Annotated in this window: 13 protein-coding genes; 1 reads left to right on the top strand and 12 read right to left on the bottom strand. The window is 37.6% G+C overall.

The window, feature by feature from the left end; translation table 11 throughout:
• Nucleotides 1–343 precede the first annotated feature (343 nt).
• Entirely contained in the window at nt 344–1363 is a 1020-nt protein-coding gene (locus ACXAGJ_RS19965; protein WP_474842311.1) for a LacI family DNA-binding transcriptional regulator, read from the top strand.
• Nucleotides 1364–1365: 2 nt separating this feature from the next.
• On the opposite strand, the gene ACXAGJ_RS19960 is transcribed toward ACXAGJ_RS19965, so the two are convergent.
• From ACXAGJ_RS19960 to ACXAGJ_RS19905, 12 genes are all read right to left on the bottom strand, one after another.
• Complete coding sequence (locus ACXAGJ_RS19960) at nt 1366–3084, bottom strand: sodium:solute symporter (protein ID WP_474842309.1); 1719 nt, start codon at nt 3082–3084, stop codon at nt 1366–1368.
• A 216-nt stretch (nt 3085–3300) separates the two neighbouring features.
• Nucleotides 3301–4230 carry a tRNA epoxyqueuosine(34) reductase QueG gene (gene queG, locus ACXAGJ_RS19955; protein WP_474842421.1) on the bottom strand — a complete coding sequence of 310 codons (930 nt, stop codon included), beginning with the start codon at nt 4228–4230 and terminating at the stop codon, nt 3301–3303.
• 341 nt (nt 4231–4571) lie between these two features.
• Nucleotides 4572–4775: a hypothetical protein gene (locus ACXAGJ_RS19950; protein WP_474842307.1), complete on the bottom strand. Its 204-nt coding sequence runs from the start codon at nt 4773–4775 to the stop codon at nt 4572–4574.
• Nucleotides 4776–4935: 160 nt separating this feature from the next.
• Entirely contained in the window at nt 4936–6270 is a 1335-nt protein-coding gene (locus ACXAGJ_RS19945) for a cytochrome P450 (protein WP_474842306.1), read from the bottom strand.
• A 44-nt stretch (nt 6271–6314) separates the two neighbouring features.
• On the bottom strand, nt 6315–7337 hold the full coding sequence (ruvB, locus tag ACXAGJ_RS19940; protein WP_474842304.1) for a Holliday junction branch migration DNA helicase RuvB: 1023 nt from the start codon (nt 7335–7337) through the stop codon (nt 6315–6317).
• Nucleotides 7338–7457: 120 nt separating this feature from the next.
• A complete protein-coding gene (locus tag ACXAGJ_RS19935; RefSeq protein ID WP_474842302.1) occupies nt 7458–9269 on the bottom strand; it encodes a cytochrome c oxidase subunit I in 1812 nt (603 codons plus the stop codon).
• Between the two features lie 45 nt (nt 9270–9314).
• Nucleotides 9315–10391 (bottom strand): cytochrome c oxidase subunit II, encoded by a 1077-nt coding sequence (locus ACXAGJ_RS19930; RefSeq protein ID WP_474842300.1) that lies wholly within the window; start codon nt 10389–10391, stop codon nt 9315–9317.
• 33 nt (nt 10392–10424) lie between these two features.
• Entirely contained in the window at nt 10425–11741 is a 1317-nt protein-coding gene (locus tag ACXAGJ_RS19925) for a quinol:cytochrome C oxidoreductase (protein WP_473285305.1), read from the bottom strand.
• Nucleotides 11742–11777: 36 nt separating this feature from the next.
• On the bottom strand, nt 11778–12428 hold the full coding sequence (locus ACXAGJ_RS19920; RefSeq protein ID WP_474842298.1) for a c-type cytochrome: 651 nt from the start codon (nt 12426–12428) through the stop codon (nt 11778–11780).
• A gap of 5 nt (nt 12429–12433) precedes the next feature.
• Nucleotides 12434–12973: a DUF3341 domain-containing protein gene (locus ACXAGJ_RS19915; protein WP_073315649.1), complete on the bottom strand. Its 540-nt coding sequence runs from the start codon at nt 12971–12973 to the stop codon at nt 12434–12436.
• A 4-nt stretch (nt 12974–12977) separates the two neighbouring features.
• Nucleotides 12978–14708, bottom strand: coding sequence for an NrfD/PsrC family molybdoenzyme membrane anchor subunit (nrfD, locus tag ACXAGJ_RS19910; RefSeq protein ID WP_474842420.1), 1731 nt, complete (start codon nt 14706–14708; stop codon nt 12978–12980).
• Between the two features lie 35 nt (nt 14709–14743).
• Entirely contained in the window at nt 14744–17863 is a 3120-nt protein-coding gene (locus tag ACXAGJ_RS19905) for a TAT-variant-translocated molybdopterin oxidoreductase (protein WP_474842296.1), read from the bottom strand.
• Nucleotides 17864–17887: the final 24 nt, after the last annotated feature.

Below are 17887 nucleotides of genomic sequence, written 5' to 3'. Positions count from 1 at the left end.
TCTGTAGTTATTTAATTCACTGCAATTTCTCAATTGTTTCATCTAGCTTACATCAAAAGTGTTTTCAAGAAGCGATCGAAAACGATTTCGAAAAAATCGAAAACGATTTCGAAACTTATTTTTTTCAGGAAATCAATCGATTATGATTTTAAATATGTAGTACAGACAAAACCAATTAAAAATCAGCAGTTTCAGAAGAAAGAAGTACATTATTAGAAATAGAAAACCATGGAAAATACCATAAAAAATTCCCTCTAAATGCATTTTTTACCATTAAAAATTTAGGACGGATTTATCAGTATACTTCAGCATTAATTGTATCTTGATATTGAAAATTGTACTCATGGAAATTACCACACTCAAGGACATTGCTAGTAAACTTGGTATTTCGGTAGCTACGGTATCAAAAGCGTTAAAAGATTATCCCGATGTGAACAAAGACACCAAAAAAAAGGTGCTTCATATGGCTAACAAGTTGAACTACACCCCAAATCAACTAGCCGTTAACCTGAGAACCAAACAAACCAAAACCATAGGAGTTATCATACCTACTACGGTACATCATTTTTTCTCAAAAGTAATTGATGGAGTAATTGCTGAAGCAGAAAAAAAAGGATACCTGGTTATCATTCTACAGTCTGACGAGAAGTTATTTCTTGAAAAGCTGCATGTCAATCTACTTATTGATAAACGCGTAGACGGAATCCTAATGTCCTTATCCAATAAAACCAATGAGTTTGTGCATCTAAAAAAAATAATCAGCAGAAACATCCCTTTGGTTCTTTTTGATAAAGTAGAACCTAGTATTGCTTGTTCAAAGGTGCGAATAGATGACCAAAAAGCGGCCTATGATGCAGTTTCACATTTGATAAAAAAAGGATACCGAAAGATTGCCCATTTCCGAGGAGATCTAAACCCAAAAATTTCGAATGACCGTTTTGAAGGGTATCGAACCGCTTTATTAGATCATCAGATTCCCTATGATCCTTCTTTGGTGTATATCTGCAATAACAATAAGGATTTTGAAGATGGTTATCACAATGCACAAAAGCTGATCAAAGAGCATAAGGATGTCGATGCAATTTTTGCAATAACCGATCTGGTTGCCGTAGGGATTATTAAATATTTTAATGAACTAAGCATCAAAATACCTGATGATATCGCTGTAGTTGGATTCAGCAACTGGTTTATGTCGTCGGTAGTAACTCCAACACTTACCACGGTAGATCAACCCGCCTACAAAATTGGTAAAACTGCTACAGAAATCCTCTTGGAAGAAATCGAACTACAACATCAAGAACAACCTATTACTCATAAAGAAGTAATTCTACCTACACATCTCATTTTAAGAGAATCGAGCTAATCTTACCAGAAAAAGCCTACTATTATTGACGTGATGAACAACAAAATCATCGAAAGCACTCTATAATTTTTATACCATGCTAATCCCACTAATTCTTTGGATTCTTGGGCGAACATTTCTTTTTTGTAGGTGTACTCCGAAACTTGCTCTATCGACTGAGGTTTTGTTATTAAACTAATGATCACGTGTACAATCAGACTGATTACAAAAAGTATATTGGCTTTAGCCAAAAAGTGCAGTTCATTAAGATCCGGAGCAATTTCATATTTAAGAGATAGAATCATAAATAAAGCTACCGCACCACCTATCAATAAACTAATAAATGCACCGTTACCATTTGCTCTTTTCCAAAACATACCCAGTATAAATACAGCAACTACTGGTGGGCAAGTAAATGCGATTACCAGTTGTAGGTAACTCCATAGAGAATCGCTTACCTTTTCTATTACCGGAACCCACAACGAAGCTAAAATCACTAAGATTAAGGTAGCAATTTGACCAGCTCGAACTAGTTGTTTACTGGTCATATCAGGTTTTAGCTGTTTTACAAAATCCATGGTAATTAATGTTGACGCAGAATTAAATGTAGCAGAAACCGAAGACATCATAGCTGCCATAAGCCCGGCAACTACCAATCCTAAAACACCTACTGGAAGTAGTTGAAACAACAATACCGGATAGGTAAGATTTGGACAATCCGAAAGATTTTGACACATTGTTCCATCTGCCAAAGGGTAATTTAACCCTGAGATATCAAGCGTACTAAACAGTAACAAGGCCAATACTCCTGGTACTACCATAATAAAAATCACTGGCAGTTTAAGAAATCCAGCAAATAGTGCTCCCCATCGGCCATGATTCAGGCTTTTCGCTCCCAAAACTCTTTGCACCATAAATTGATTATTAGCCCAGAAATAGAATCCTAAAAGCGGAACTCCGCTAAGTAACCCCCACCAAGGCATGAATTCGTCATTGTTTGGTCTCACCAAACTAAACACTTCTTCAGAATTAGCTGGAATAAAATTTCCCTCGGCTGCTCGATCTCCAAAATCTACATCTCCTGCAGCTAACATACCATCCAGTTTTGTCATCATATCCGACCATCCACCTCCTAGCCGATCAAATGCAAAATAGGTAAGCAAACAGGATCCTAAAATTAATAAAATTGCCTGGATTACTTCAGTTTGAATTACTGAGTTAAGTCCTCCAGGAATGGTATATGCTGCCGCTGCTATTGCCAAACCAATAATAATGATTGTTGAGGAAGTTTCTGGAAACAACAACTTGAGAACTATACTTCCTACATATAAACCTGCAGCAGTATCGACCATAACATTGCCAATCACAGTAATCAATGAAAAGTAATAACGAGATCTTTTATCATAACGTCTTTCTAAGAACTCGGGCATGGTATATACTCCGGAGCGCAGATAAAAGGGTAGAAAAAAGATCGCAAAGAAAATTAATACCACTACCGCGTACCATTCGTAATTATATACATTGATATTAGTCTGATACGCATCTGAAGCCAACCCTACCAATGTAGAACTAGAAATATTTGCAGAAAACAGGGCAATCCCTACAATGGGCCAGGTCATGGTTCGACCGCCTAGAAAATAATCCTCAGAGCTTCCTCTTTTTGACTTTGATATTCCATAAATAATAATTCCGATTAGGTAAACTACAATGACACCAATGTCAATATATGATAACTCATTCATATGCGAAGTGATTTGTGCTATGTACAACTTACTGCTTAATTATTATAGATTAGGGGAAGACAAAAGCAATAAAGTCGTAACTTTTTATAAATATACCTGATGAATATACAAGATTATTGCAAAAAGATTATGAATTTTTTATTCAAAATTCTACTTAGAAGTTATGCAAACGTTTGTATTATGAAAATTGCAATAAAGCATCCTTAATTTCGATATTTACTTTTCTTTTAGGAACTGAATATTTCTTTGCAATCCAGAAAATTTAGTTCTTTTGACGGCAGATTTCTGAAAGACCTTAGAAAACACTTCCTGAGTAATTTCTTCCCAATCCTTTTTGGTCATTTCTAACAATTCGGGCTTAGGATTAAACAACGGTTCATTATGTGGTTTTGAAAAGCGATTCCAGGGACAAACATCCTGGCAAACATCGCAACCAAACATCCAATCATCAAAACTACCTCTAAAACTCTCCGGTATTTGATCCTTGAGTTCTATCGTAAAATACGAAATGCATCTACTTCCATCTACTACATAGGGCTCTACAATGGCTTGAGTAGGGCAAGCATCAATACAAGCGGTACAGGTACCACAATGATCGGTAACCGGAGTATCATAATCTAACTCAAGATCGATGATTAGTTCTGCTATAAAATAAAAAGACCCTACCTGTTGGGTAAGCAGATTGCTATTTTTACCAATCCATCCCAAGCCACTTTTGGCTGCCCAGGCCTTATCCAATACTGGAGCCGAATCAACAAAAGCGCGACCATGAACATCTCCAATTTCTTCTTGAATAAAGTGGAGCAACTGCTTCAGCTTATCTTTGATCACAAAATGGTAATCTGCTCCATAAGCATACTTCGAAATTTTTGGGGCTTCAGGATCTGTTTGAGATGTTGATGGGAAATAATTGAGTAATAGCGAAACCATGGTTTTGGATCCCTCAACAAGCTTGGTAGGATCGAGTCTTTTGTCAAAATGGTTTTCCATATACTTCATCTCTCCGTGCATCTCTTTCTTCAACCAGGATTCTAGTCTTGGTGCTTCTTCTTCCAAAAAAGCTGCTTTAGAAATACCGCAAGACAAGAACCCAAGCCGTTTCGCTTCGGTTTTGATAAGATTCGTGTATTTGGTTTTTTGACTCAACAGAAAGTTTATGATTTCAAAACTCAAAAGTAATCCATATTAAGGGCATAAAAAAACCAGAACACTATTGTGTTCTGGCTTGTAGCTCAATAATCATTTTAAAAATAATTAGCTACCCCAAATAATTATAAACTCAACTTATAATTCACATATTTCCACGCACAAATTGGCAGGATACCCTGAGTTCACACATTTTTTATAACAAAAAATAGGATTATCCCAGGGATTGCCTCTTTGTCCACCAGTTATCAGCTTTTGTGCAGTGTTACTAATTGTTTTTATTCCTTTGATGTTCGTGGTTTTCATTGGTATTGGTTTGATGATATGATCTTGCACGTAGGTTAAAGTTCGAAGGGCTTATTTAGACATTCGATACACCAGGCCAACATTCCATTGGGTCTGCGGCAAGAAGGTTTTGTACAATCGACTGGTCTTGGGGGATAACATTCGGGTCTGTCATCACAAACTTGCTGCAACCCTCCATTAATCAATTTTTGAGTTTCACGATTTATTAGCGTTGCTCCTTTCACATTTAGAATTTTCATAATCATGGTTTTTAGCATATAATTCCCTGAACATTTCAAAACACCTAGAAATATGTCTTTTTGATATTATTGGTGAAAGTATAGTTTAGAGCAAAAAGAAGAGTGTCATATTCTTGAAATTCAAAAATATGGCACTAATTAGCCTCTTAAACAAAACAGCTTACCTCGAGGCAAAGGTTAGATACGCATTTTGTGGTTTAAGAGTGATCAGAGGTTTAATCTCTATATGATCAAAAGCAGGTGTAATTTTGTAAGTGCGTACAAGGTCACTTATTGCTAAAACCATTTCATACATGGCAAAATTATTTCCGATACACATTCGAGGTCCAGCTCCAAATGGGAAGTATTGATTAGCATATTCCTTTTTATCCAAAGTAGGATCAAATCGCTCTGGTTTAAACTGTTCTGGTTTTTCCCAAAAATCTTTATGCTTATGAATTTCGTAAAATGAGATTAATACCGTTGTCCCTTTCGGCAAATCCAAATCTTTATATTGATCATCATCGATTACCAGGCGATCAGAAAAATACGCCGGGGGAAATAATCGCATGGTTTCTTCTATACACTGTTTGGTATACTGATATTTCGCAATTTCTTGTAGAGGATCCAAATTGATTGTATCCCCTCCTGCTACTTCTTCATATACTTTATCTTGTATTTTGGGGTGTTTCCCCAGTAGCATTAGTGCAAACGTAAGTGCATTCGATGTGGTTTCGTGACCTGCGGTAAAAAGTATCAGAATTTCATCGATCAACTGTTCATTATCCATAGCACTTCCATCCTCATAGCGGGCATCCAACAACATATCCAGTAAATCATCATACCGTTGTTTGTCTTTTTTACGTTCTTCGATCAGTGAGTTAAGAATATCTCTTGCCTCTTGAGTTAGGGTTAATGTCTTTTTTACCTCTCCGGTAAGATGAAACCACCAACGCTTATAAGGTTGTCGTATCTCTTTGATTAAAAACTTTTGTGCAGTTTCTGTAATATGTTGCAATCGTGAAATTGCATCGGTTGTGCCAGAATAGCTAAACAAGGATTTAGCTACCACCTTAAATGCCAAATCATTCATCAAAGGAAAAATGTCAATAGTCGTGTTGGGTTTGATCCTGGACAATTCTTCTCCAACTACTTCTTTTATGGTGACTACTAATTTTTCTAGTTTCTTTTTGTGAAAAGCGGGTTGAATGAGTCGGCGTTGTTTCAGCCATTTTTCACCATTTGCAGTTAGCAACCCCTCACCAATATATTTTGCCAGGTCTTTTGACTGTAGCTCTGACTTATGATATTTGCGATGGTGTTTTTGAAGCATATGTCTGGCAAAGGCTGCATCTCTGGTAAACAACACATAGTTACCAAAACCCAGGCTCACTCTAAATACATCTCCGTATTTCTCAAAATTCTCGTTATGAAAAGGAAGAGGGTTCTTAAGAATACGACTCGCATTCCTGATTACTTTAAAAAAAGAAACTGTTTCAATGTTGTTATCCTTCATAGTGACGTTCTAGTCAAAATATCGGTATATGTTTAAAAGTATTTTCAGAACAATCCTCCTTGGATTCCACCTGGAGTTCTCCCCAGATGCTTATACGCCGCTTCGGTTACTTCTCTTCCTCTAGATGTTCTAATGATAAAACCTTGTTGTATCAAAAAAGGTTCATATACTTCTTCTATGGTTTCGGCACTTTCACTAACTGCAGTAGCTAATGTTGTAATTCCAACCGGGCCTCCTTTGAATTTATCTATTAAGGTGGTCAAAATCTTGTTATCCATTTCATCCAATCCATTCGCATCCACATTAAGCGCTTTAAGGGCAAATTTTGAGATTTCTATATCAATCTTACCATTACCCTTGATTTGTGCAAAATCACGTACTCTACGTAGCAATGCGTTCGCTATACGAGGTGTTCCTCTACTTCTACTTGCAATTTCGATAGCTGCCTCCATAGAAATAGGAACATTTAGAATATGAGCACTTCGTTGTACGATGGTAGACAATAATTCTGTAGTATAATATTGCAATCTAGATTGTATACCGAAACGTGCTCTCATCGGTGCAGTAAGTAAACCAGATCGTGTTGTGGCGCCAACCAATGTAAACGGATTCAAGTTAATCTGTACTGTTCTGGCATTGGGTCCACTCTCGATCATGATATCTATTTTATAGTCTTCCATAGCGGAGTACAAATATTCCTCTACGATTGGACTTAAACGATGTATCTCGTCTATAAACAACACATCTCTATCATCAAGGTTCGTAAGCAGTCCAGCCAAATCTCCAGGTTTATCCAATACTGGTCCCGAAGTAACTTTGATCCCTACTCCCAATTCATTCGCCAAAATATGGGCCAATGTAGTTTTTCCTAAGCCCGGAGGGCCATGAAACAAGGTGTGATCCAAAGCTTCGTTGCGCATGTTGGCCGCTTGTACAAAAATCTGTAAATTCTCCAACACTTGATCCTGACCTGTAAAATCTTCAAAAGCCAGCGGCCTTAAGGCTCTTTCGATATCCAAGTCTTCATTAGAAAAGTTTTCGTTTGTTGGGTCCAGGTTTTCGTTCATCTACTCTTATGCTTTAACAGAACATCTAGGAGTTCTTCATCACGTTTGAAACAAATATACTAGAAAAAGAAAAAGCCTTTTCATAAAAACGAAAAGGCTTTTCAATATTTTTAAACATCATTAATGATGTAATTCTTCTTCTCCTTCTTGTAATGGTATCGTTTGCGGAGCAAAATCCTGTCCTGCGATTACATACTCTCCGTTTTCGTTAGTCTTACTATAGTCGTAAGGCCATCTGTATACGTGAGGAATCTCTCCTGGCCAGTTACCATGCATATGCTCTACAGGAGTTGTCCATTCTAGAGTATTCGATTTCCATGGATTTTGAACCGCTTTCTTACCATAGAACATAGAACTTATAAAGTTGTATAAGAACACTAATTGAGCTGCCGCCGTGATGATGGCAAATACAGTGATCAATACATTGGTATCTGCTAAATCGTCAAAATATGGGAAGTTTGAGTTGGTATAATATCTACGAGGTAAACCTGCCATACCTATAAAGTGCATTGGGAAGAATACTCCGTAAGCACCAATAGCCGTTACCCAAAAGTGTACATATCCTAGATTTTTATTCATCATTCTACCGTACATCTTTGGGAACCAATGATACACTCCCGCAAATAAACCATATAATGCAGAAATACCCATTACCAAGTGAAAGTGTGCTACCACAAAGTATGTATCGTGAACGTTAATATCTAATGTACTGTCTCCTAAAATAATCCCTGTAAGTCCTCCAGTAATAAAGGTAGAAACCAATCCTATTGAGAACAACATTGCTGGGTTGAGTTGCAGATTACCTTTCCATAAGGTGGTTATATAGTTAAATGCTTTTACCGCAGATGGAATTGCAATTAATAAAGTTGTAAATGTAAATACAGATCCTAAGAATGGATTCATTCCTGAGATAAACATGTGGTGACCCCATACAATTGTTGATAAAAATGCAATTGCCAAAATCGAAGCTACCATCGCTCTATATCCGAAAATCGGCTTACGAGCATTTGTTGCAATAATCTCTGAAGTAATTCCTAATGCAGGTAATAATACAATATATACCTCTGGGTGTCCTAAGAACCAGAATAAATGCTCAAATAAAACTGGTGACCCACCCTGATTATGTAAAACCTCTCCTTGTATATAAATGTCACTTAGGTAGAACGAAGTACCAAAACTTCTATCCATAATAAGCAACAATGCTGCAGATAATAACACAGGGAATGATACAATACCAATAATAGCGGTTACAAAGAACGCCCAAATTGTTAGAGGCATTCTAGTCATCGACATTCCTTTTGTTCTTAAGTTAATTACTGTAACTACATAATTTAATGACCCAAGAAGTGAAGAAGCAATAAATATTGCCATAGATACTAACCATAAGGTCATCCCCATTCCAGATCCACCAATAGCTTGTGGTAAGGCACTAAGTGGAGGGTAGATTGTCCATCCTGCAGATGCTGGTCCAGCCTCTGCAAATAATGACAACACCATGATTACACTACTCAAGAAGAACAACCAATACGAAATCATATTCAAGAAACCAGATGCCATATCTCTCGCTCCAATCTGTAACGGAATCAAAAGGTTACTGAAAGTACCACTTAAACCGGCGGTAAGAACGAAGAATACCATAATAGTACCATGTATCGTTACCAAAGCAAGGTAAATACTAGGGTCCATTACTCCGTCTTGTCCGAATTTTCCAAGGAATATTTCGTAGATAGTAAATTGATGATCAGGCCATGCTAATTGCATTCTAAATAATAGAGACATAGCAATCCCTATAATTCCCATAATTAAACCAGTAACCAAGTACTGCTTAGAGATCATTTTATGATCCTGACTAAATATATATTTAGTGATAAATGTCTCTTTATGGTGGTGTCCGTGATCGTGATCGTGGTTATCTCCGTGTGTTGCTGACATAACGCTGTGTGTTTTTAAAAACTATATAATTTTTCTTTTTCTCTCTTAGTTACTTGCTTGTGCAGACAATTGCTCTCCAAAAGTCTGTTGTGTTGCTAGCCAAGCATTAAAATCCTCTTCAGATTCTACTACCATCTTCATTTGCATATTGTAATGCGAAGCACCACAAATCTTATTACACAATAAATAGTAATCGAATTCGTATTGTTCTAACGCTTCTTCACCAGCTGCTACAAGTTTCTTGCTCTTTTCTCTTCTGATTTTATTTATCGTAGCCACTTTTTCTACCATAAATTCGCTATTCCTCATTTCCTCCGATGTCATCGTTGGTGTGTAAGAAAATTCAGTGATCATACCAGGAACTACATTCATTTGTGCTCTAAAGAATGGCATATATGCTGAATGTAAGATATCTTGAGATCTCATTTTGAAGATCACCTTTCTGTTAACAGGTAAGTGCAGTTCGTTGGTAATCTTATCGTCTTTACCATAGTTATCGGAAACATCTACACCAAGTGTATTTACTCCTTCGATAAAACGAACATTTGCCTTTCCTAAAACATTATCTTCTCCAGAATATCTTGCTCTCCAGTCAAATTGATATGCATACAATTCAATGATTAACGGATCACCCTCTTTCTCGTCGATATTCATGATATCTGTCCAAGTAAATAATCCATAAATAATTAAACCAGCCAATACAATTACTGGAATAATTGTCCAGATGAACTCTAACTTATCGTTATCAGCAAAAAACAATGCCTTGTTTCCTTCTTTACCTCTGTATTTATATGCAAAATAATGCAATAAACCTTGAGTAATGATTTGTACAAACATAATCAACACCATAGAAATCAACATCAATTGATCATAAGCTATTCCATGCTCAGATGCCGACTCAGGTAAGAAGAACGTATGGTATTTTACAAAACAAAATATGGTTAGTAAGTAGATGAATATAACAAAACCAAGCATCAGCTTACCTTGCATATTATTGTCCTTATCATTAGCCACTTGAGAATTGTCTGCGCCTTTAAGTTGTGACAATTTCAAGATTTTCGACATTTGCCACAAAGTGATTCCGAAAAGCGCTATAACTATTATGGTTAAGAATACAGTCATTTTTATCTATCTTCTTTTTATAAATTCTAAATTTTAATAATGGAAGTGTTTACTTTCCTCTAAATACGGGTTTCCTTTTGCCAATAAAGGTGCTTTGGTAAGTGCTCTGAATACAACAAACAAGAACAATCCTAAGAACAATAACACTGCACTAATTTCGCTGATTCCTATAAACCAAGACTCACCTACTGTTGCTGGCATTACCATGTTAAACACATCAATATAGTGACCACAAAGGATTACAATACCCGCCATTACTACAAACCAGTTTACTCGTTTGAAATCGCTATTCATTAACACCAATAATGGGAAAATAAAGTTCATCACCAGCATTCCGAAGAATGGTAATTTATAGTCCTCTATTCGAGTAATAAAGTAAGTTACCTCTTCCGGAATATTTGAATACCATATCAACATGAACTGAGAGAACCAAAGGTAAGTCCAGAAAATACTGATACCGAACATAAACTTAGCCAAATCATGAATATGACTATCGTTTACGAACTCTAAGTACCCTTTAGATTTCAAATAAATGGTGATTAATGCTATTGTTGTAATTCCAGAAACGAATAAACTCGCGAATACGTACCACCCAAATAGTGTACTGAACCAGTGTGGATCAAAACTCATAATCCAATCCCAAGACATCATAGATTCTGTGTAGATAAAGAACACTAAGAATCCAGCAGAGATCTTGAAACTTTTCTTATACCATTTGTTACCAGTACTATCCTCATCTTGCTTTCTTGAGTATTTTACAGCAAAGTGACGGTATAACAACCACCCTCCTAAAAATATAGCAGCTCTAATGATAAAACCTGTACCATTTAACCATCCAGCTTTACCTTGGATAAGTTTATCATGAGCTACAACTTCTGGGTCTGCCCAAACAAACAAGTGGTTTACATGGAATCCTGATAGCGCTAAAATCACAAATAGAATAATCCCTCCAGGCACTAGATAAGCGGTAATCGCTTCCATTACCCTGAACAATACTGGAGACCATCCAGCCTGAGCAGCAAATTGTATGGCATAAAAAGCCAACACTCCTAAAGCAATCATGAAAAAGAAGAATGCCGCTACATATAATGCAGCCCAAGGTTTGTTTTGTAATTGGTGCAAAACATGCTCGTAGTGAGCATCACCACCGTGAGCATCGTCAGCGTGTTCGTTACCGTGATCCTGAGCAGCAGCTCCGTGACCTTCGCCATGCGCATCGTGCGCTGCCATCATTTCTTTTACCTCTTCTATAGATTTTGGTGTTGATAAAAAACCAGAAATCAATCCGATTCCTCCAACAATCATCAGGATGAAAGAAAATAATCTTAATCTATTTGATAGCGTATACATATCTTATATCGTTATTCTTAACTTTAAATAATAGCACTAGTGTGCTGCGTTGTGTTCTTCTGTTGATTCGTGAGCTTCTTCTACAGCAACTGGAGTAGCTTCAGCAACATCTGCATCAATACGAGCTGTTTTCCCTTCTAAATCGGCTTTAAGCTTCTCTACGTATTGAACAATCTGCCATCTCTCATGTTCACTAGTCTGAGATGCATAAGATCCCATAGAATTAATTCCGTAATACATTACGTGATAGATACTACCTTCGGTAATCGCTCTTCCTGCATCATCATAACTTGGAACCCCAAGTATTTTTTCTCTTTGTACCAGAATTCCTTTTCCGTCACCTTTCTTACCATGACAAACTGCACAATAAATATCATACAACTCTTTTCCTTTTTCCTGATTTTCTACCGTATAACGGATAGGATTCTTCAAGGAATCTTTAGCCATTTGATAACCAGCATTAGAATTCTCTAGCTCGTAAGGCATCCATCCTCTTGGCACAGATCCTTCTGCAGGTAACATCGCTTCCTGTTCTCCAGGGAACACCTTGTATTCTCCATAGGTTTCATAACCTACAGACTCATACATATTCGGCATATACTGATAATTAGGTCTGGAGTCTTTTTGGCAAGACACAACACTAATCACTGTTGCTACTGCTACTAATATTTTTATAGTATTCTTCATTAGTATTAATGGTTATCTTCTTCCTTATCAATTACTTTAATTTCTACCGCTCCAGTATCTGTCAATAAGCTGGTCAATGCATTCACATCATGATGTCCTGCATCTACTTCCATCAAGAAATGGTCGTCTGTAGTTCTTACATCAGGATTTTCTGCTTCTTTAAATGGCCATAACTTACTTCTCATATAAAAAGTAATTACCATTAAGTGAGCTGCAAAAAATACGGTAAGCTCAAACATAATTGGAACAAAAGCAGGCATGTTCTCGATAAAACTAAAACTAGGCTTACCTCCAATATTTTGTGGCCAATCTTCGATCATGATATAATTCATCATCGTAATTGCAACTGTTAATCCCACACAACCATACATAAATGCAGTAATGGCTAAACGTGTATGAGGTAGTCCCATTGCTTTATCCAACCCGTGAACTGGAAAAGGGCAATACACCTCTTCAATATGATAATGCTCTGAACGAACTTTTTTTACAGCGTCCATTAGGACATCATCATCTGTATATAATGCATGTATAACTTTTGATGCCATACTTCTAGTTATTTTTAAGTTTTGCGGCCTGACCTGCCCAATCGTCGCGTTGTGCTCTTCCTGGGAAAGACCCTGTAATACTATCTAATAAATCATATTCGGTAGCGGTCATTTTACTAACCTGATCGAATGTAAAGATCCCTATTTGGTTAAGTTTCTTTTCCATTACGGGTCCGATACCATTTACTTTTTTAAGATCGTCTGCTTGTTGAGTCTCCGGGTCAAAAGTACCAAGATTGCTCAATAAACTATTAATATCTTCTTCGCTAGCTTCAACCTTTTCTGTTGTAGCCTCTACTTTTTCTTCAGTTACTGTAGCTTTTACTTTAGGAAGCTCATCTCTGTGATCAATTCCTGCTTCTCTTAACTTCTTATATTTCTCTCCAGAAGATTTCAATATTGTTTTTACCTCTGCCTGTGCAATAACTGGGAATGTACGTGCATACAACAAGAACAATACAAAGAAGAATCCAATAGTACCAATAAAGATTCCAATATCTACAAACGTTGGAGAGAACATTGTCCAAGATGATGGTAAGTAATCTCTGTGTAGAGAAGTTACAATAATCACAAAACGCTCAAACCACATTCCTATATTTACAACAATAGAGATAATGAAAGAGAACATGATACTTCTTCTCAATTTTGGGAACCACATGAACTGTGGAGAGAATACGTTACAACTCATCATTGCCCAATACGCCCACCAGTAAGGACCCGTTGCTCTATTCAAGAATGCATACTGTTCGTATTCTACACCAGAATACCAAGCAATAAATAGCTCTGTAATATATGCCACACCTACGATGGAACCTGTAATCATAATTACAATGTTCATCAACTCGATGTGCTGGATAGTAATATAGTCTTCTAGGTTAGACACTTTTCTCATGATGATAAGAAGTGTATTTACCATTGCGAATCCTGAGAAAATCGCTCCCGCAACGAAATAAGGCGGGAAGATCGTGGTATGCCAACCAGGAATTACCGAAGTAGCAAAGTCAAAAGATACAATCGTGTGTACAGAAAGTACAAGTGGTGTTGCCAAACCTGCAAGTACCAATGATACTTCTTCAAAACGTTGCCAGTCTTTTGCTCTTCCACTCCATCCGAATGACAATAATCCGTATATCTTTTTATTAAAAGGAGTGATTGCTCTATCTCTAATCATTGCGAAGTCAGGTAACAATCCTGTCCACCAGAATACCAATGATACAGAAAGGTAAGTAGAAATCGCAAATACATCCCAAAGTAGCGGAGAGTTAAAGTTTACCCATAGTGATCCAAATTGGTTAGGAATAGGTAATACCCAATATGCTAACCATGGACGTCCCATGTGAATGATTGGGAATAAACCTGCCTGAATTACCGAGAAGATCGTCATCGCTTCTGCAGAACGGTTAATCGCCATTCTCCATTTCTGGCGGAACAACAATAATACTGCCGAGATCAGGGTTCCTGCGTGACCAATACCTACCCACCAAACGAAGTTGGTAATATCCCAGGCCCATCCTACGGTTTTGTTTAATCCCCAGACTCCAATACCTGTGGATATGGTATAAATTATACAACCTATTCCCCAAAGGAAAGCAAAAAGAGCGATCGAAAACACGATCCACCAAGATTTGTTTGCTTTACCTTCAACTGGTGCAGCCACATCTACAGTTACATCGTGATATGTTTTATCACCAGTTACTAAAGGTTTTCTTATAGGTGCTTCGTAATGAGACATAATCCTTTATAATTGAATTGATTCTTTATTTTAATTAATTAGGCTTCAGTAGTATTTCTTACTTTCGTTTGATACATCACGTTAGGTTTTGTACCTACATGCTCAAGTAAGTGATACATACGATTATCTTCTTTAAGTTTAGCTACTTTACTATCCTTATCGTTGATATCTCCAAATACCATTGCTCCAGAAGAACAAGCCGCAGAACATGCAGTTTGGAATTCTCCATCCTTCACCATTCTACCTTCTCTCTTGGCATCCAAAATAGTCTTCTGTGTCATTTGAATACACATAGAACATTTTTCCATAACCCCTCTGGAACGTACTGTTACATCTGGGTTAATCACCATTCTTCCTAAGTCATTATTCATATTGTAGTCAAACTCGTCGTTGTTGTTATACAAGAACCAGTTGAATCTACGCACTTTGTATGGACAGTTATTTGCACAATATCTTGTTCCTACACAACGGTTATACGCCATATGGTTCTGACCTTGTCTACCGTGAGAAGTTGCCGCTACCGGACATACAGTCTCACAAGGAGCATGATTACAGTGCTGACACATTACTGGTTGGAATACTACCTGAGGATTATCTGAAGCACTTTCCATTTCTCCAAACTCAGACAATGAACTTCCTAGACCAGCGATATTATCTTTCTTCTCATTATCACTCTCGAAGCTATCTTGAGAAGAATAATAACGGTCGATACGTAACCAGTGCATATCACGAGATCTGCGCACTTCTGACTTCCCTACTACAGGAACGTTGTTTTCTGCATGACAAGCAATCACACAAGCTCCACAACCTGTACAAGCATTTAAGTCTATTGAAAGATTAAAATGATGTCCTACAGAACGATCAAACTCATCCCAAAGATCTACTTCTGGAGAAGTCACTTCGTACTCGATGTGATTTTTACTTACTTCAGGAATCGCATTCCAAACATGCTTATCCTTAGTATTGAATATTTCTAAAGTCGTTTCTTTTACAATATCTCCACGGCCCATTAGTGTATTATGCAACTGTACACAAGCAAACTCGTGCACACCTTCTGCAGCAACTACAGATACTTCTTGTACAGCGTTAAGGTTTTGATAGAAAGGATATGCATTTACTCCTACCATCATTTCTTCCTTAAGGCCTTTAGTTTTTCCGTATCCTAACGCTAATCCAACAGAACCTTTTGCCTGACCAGGTTGAATGATCACTGGCACAACAGCCTCTGCTCCACCAACAGTTACTTTTGCATAACTTCCGTTTAAGGCTCCGTTAGCTTCGTTTTCGTTGGTCAATCCTAATTGCTCAGCATCTGCACGAGAAACCGTTAAATAGTTATCCCAAGATGCTCTTGTAATTGGATCTGGCATTTCCTGCAACCATGGGTTACTCGCTTGCTGCCCATCTCCCATTGCAGTTTTGGTATACAAAGTAAGCTCCATACCGTTAGCTTTTGCTATCGACAATCTTCTTGCCGCAGCACCAACGTCTGGCCCAGTAGTTACTGGTGCTTCTTCACCTTCTACCACATCTCCTTCTGGAGCTGCAATAGCATCTACCAATTCTTGTTTTGGAAGTGCTGGTGCAACCAACACTCCATCATGCAATGCCTGACTCCAAGAGCTTCCTCCCAAAATACCAGTCCATGCACTTTTGATATAATCATGGTAAGAAGCTGTATTCCCTGTCCACTTCAATAAAGTTTCCTGGAACTGTCTAGTATCAAACAACGGTCTGATCGTTGGTTGTGTTAGACTATAGCTTCCTTTTTTCATTTCTACATCTCCCCAAGACTCTAAGTAATGAGGGGTGGTAGCTATATATGTACATAATGAAGCTGTTTCATCATCGTGCATGCTAAATCCTACTGAAAGATCTACCTTCTCTAGACCTGATTTAAACTCAGCTGCATTAGGTAACGTATATGCTGGATTAACTCCTGCTATTAAAAGTGCTCCAACACGACCTGCGTTCATATCTTTTACCAACTGCGAAACCGCCTTGGCATTACCTTGACGTATCGTACGCGGAGTACTCTCATTAAACGCTTTGCTATTAATTGCTTTGTTGATCGCTAAAACAACTAATTGTGCATCCACGTCCTGGATACCACTGACTACAACTGCATTTCTTCCCGCTTTTTGAATACTCTTTGCAGCTTTTACTACTTGAGCATCCAAATCAGCATCTAATGAGCTTTTTGAACCTGAACCAGTCACATAAGCATACAATGCCGATAGCACTTGCTTTTGTTGTGATGGAGTAACAGGAACTCTTTTATCTGCATTTGCACCAGTAAGCGACATGTTTGATTCGAACTGGATATGCTTAGACATTTTCCCGTTTTTAGGAACACGCCCATGGGCATAACCACTATCATAACCACCACCTTGCCAATCTCCAAGGAAATCAGCACCAACACTTACTATAGTATCTACTTTACCAAAATCGTAATCTGCCAATGCTCTTTCTCCATACATCATTTGATACGCATCCAAAGCCTCGCTTTCTGATACTGCATCATACACTACATGATTAACATTTTGGTATTTTGCTTTAAATTCTGAAATTAACTTTGAAGTAGAAGGACTTGCAAAAGTTTGCGTAAGCAGTACAATTTGTTTACCACCTAACGAATTCAACTTTGCTCCAACTTCTTTATCCAAAGTTTCCCAGCTAATATCTTCTCCACCTTTCTTAGGCCCCTGAAGACGAGAACTATCATACAACGATAACACCGAAGCATTTACCCTCGCATTTGCATCTCCGTTTGAAGCAGCAAGATTATTGTTCTCTACTTTAATAGGTCTACCTTCTCTGGTTTTGATCAAAACACTAGCAAAATCAAAACCATCTGCAATTGTAGTTGCATAGTAGTTCGCAACACCAGGAACGATTCGTTCTGGCTGCACTACGTAAGGAATTGATTTTTTTACAGGTCCCTCACACGCAGCCAAAGTAGCAGCCGCGGTACTGAACCCTACATATTTAAGAAAGTCACGACGTGTAGTCGAAGAACTCTCTAAAGATGATTTATCTCCTAAAAACTCATCCGTAGGGATTTCCTGTACGAATTCGTTTTGTTGTAGCGTCTCAACAATAGAGCTATTTTCGTTTAGCTCTTCAACACTTTTCCAGTATTTCTTGTTTGATGACATATATAATTGATATTAGCTTCTTAC

The sequence above is a fragment of the Aquimarina sp. AWH4_224 genome (genome assembly GCF_056160245.1).
Note: the sequence above shows the minus strand (reverse complement) of the source record. Positions and strands in the feature narration are given on the sequence as shown.

Excerpts from the sequence above, each read along its gene's own strand:
- ACXAGJ_RS19935 (WP_474842302.1), bottom strand. The coding sequence starts at position 9,269 with ATGTCAGCAACACACGGAGATAACCACGATCACGATCACGGACACCAC.
- ACXAGJ_RS19950 (WP_474842307.1), bottom strand. The coding sequence starts at position 4,775 with ATGAAAATTCTAAATGTGAAAGGAGCAACGCTAATAAATCGTGAAACT.
- ACXAGJ_RS19915 (WP_073315649.1), bottom strand. The coding sequence starts at position 12,973 with ATGGCATCAAAAGTTATACATGCATTATATACAGATGATGATGTCCTA.
- ACXAGJ_RS19925 (WP_473285305.1), bottom strand. The coding sequence starts at position 11,741 with ATGTATACGCTATCAAATAGATTAAGATTATTTTCTTTCATCCTGATG.
- ACXAGJ_RS19930 (WP_474842300.1), bottom strand. The coding sequence starts at position 10,391 with ATGACTGTATTCTTAACCATAATAGTTATAGCGCTTTTCGGAATCACT.
- ACXAGJ_RS19920 (WP_474842298.1), bottom strand. The coding sequence starts at position 12,428 with ATGAAGAATACTATAAAAATATTAGTAGCAGTAGCAACAGTGATTAGT.
- ACXAGJ_RS19965 (WP_474842311.1), top strand. The coding sequence starts at position 344 with ATGGAAATTACCACACTCAAGGACATTGCTAGTAAACTTGGTATTTCG.
- ruvB (WP_474842304.1), bottom strand. The coding sequence starts at position 7,337 with ATGAACGAAAACCTGGACCCAACAAACGAAAACTTTTCTAATGAAGAC.
- ACXAGJ_RS19945 (WP_474842306.1), bottom strand. The coding sequence starts at position 6,270 with ATGAAGGATAACAACATTGAAACAGTTTCTTTTTTTAAAGTAATCAGG.
- ACXAGJ_RS19960 (WP_474842309.1), bottom strand. The coding sequence starts at position 3,084 with ATGAATGAGTTATCATATATTGACATTGGTGTCATTGTAGTTTACCTA.
- ACXAGJ_RS19905 (WP_474842296.1), bottom strand. The coding sequence starts at position 17,863 with ATGTCATCAAACAAGAAATACTGGAAAAGTGTTGAAGAGCTAAACGAA.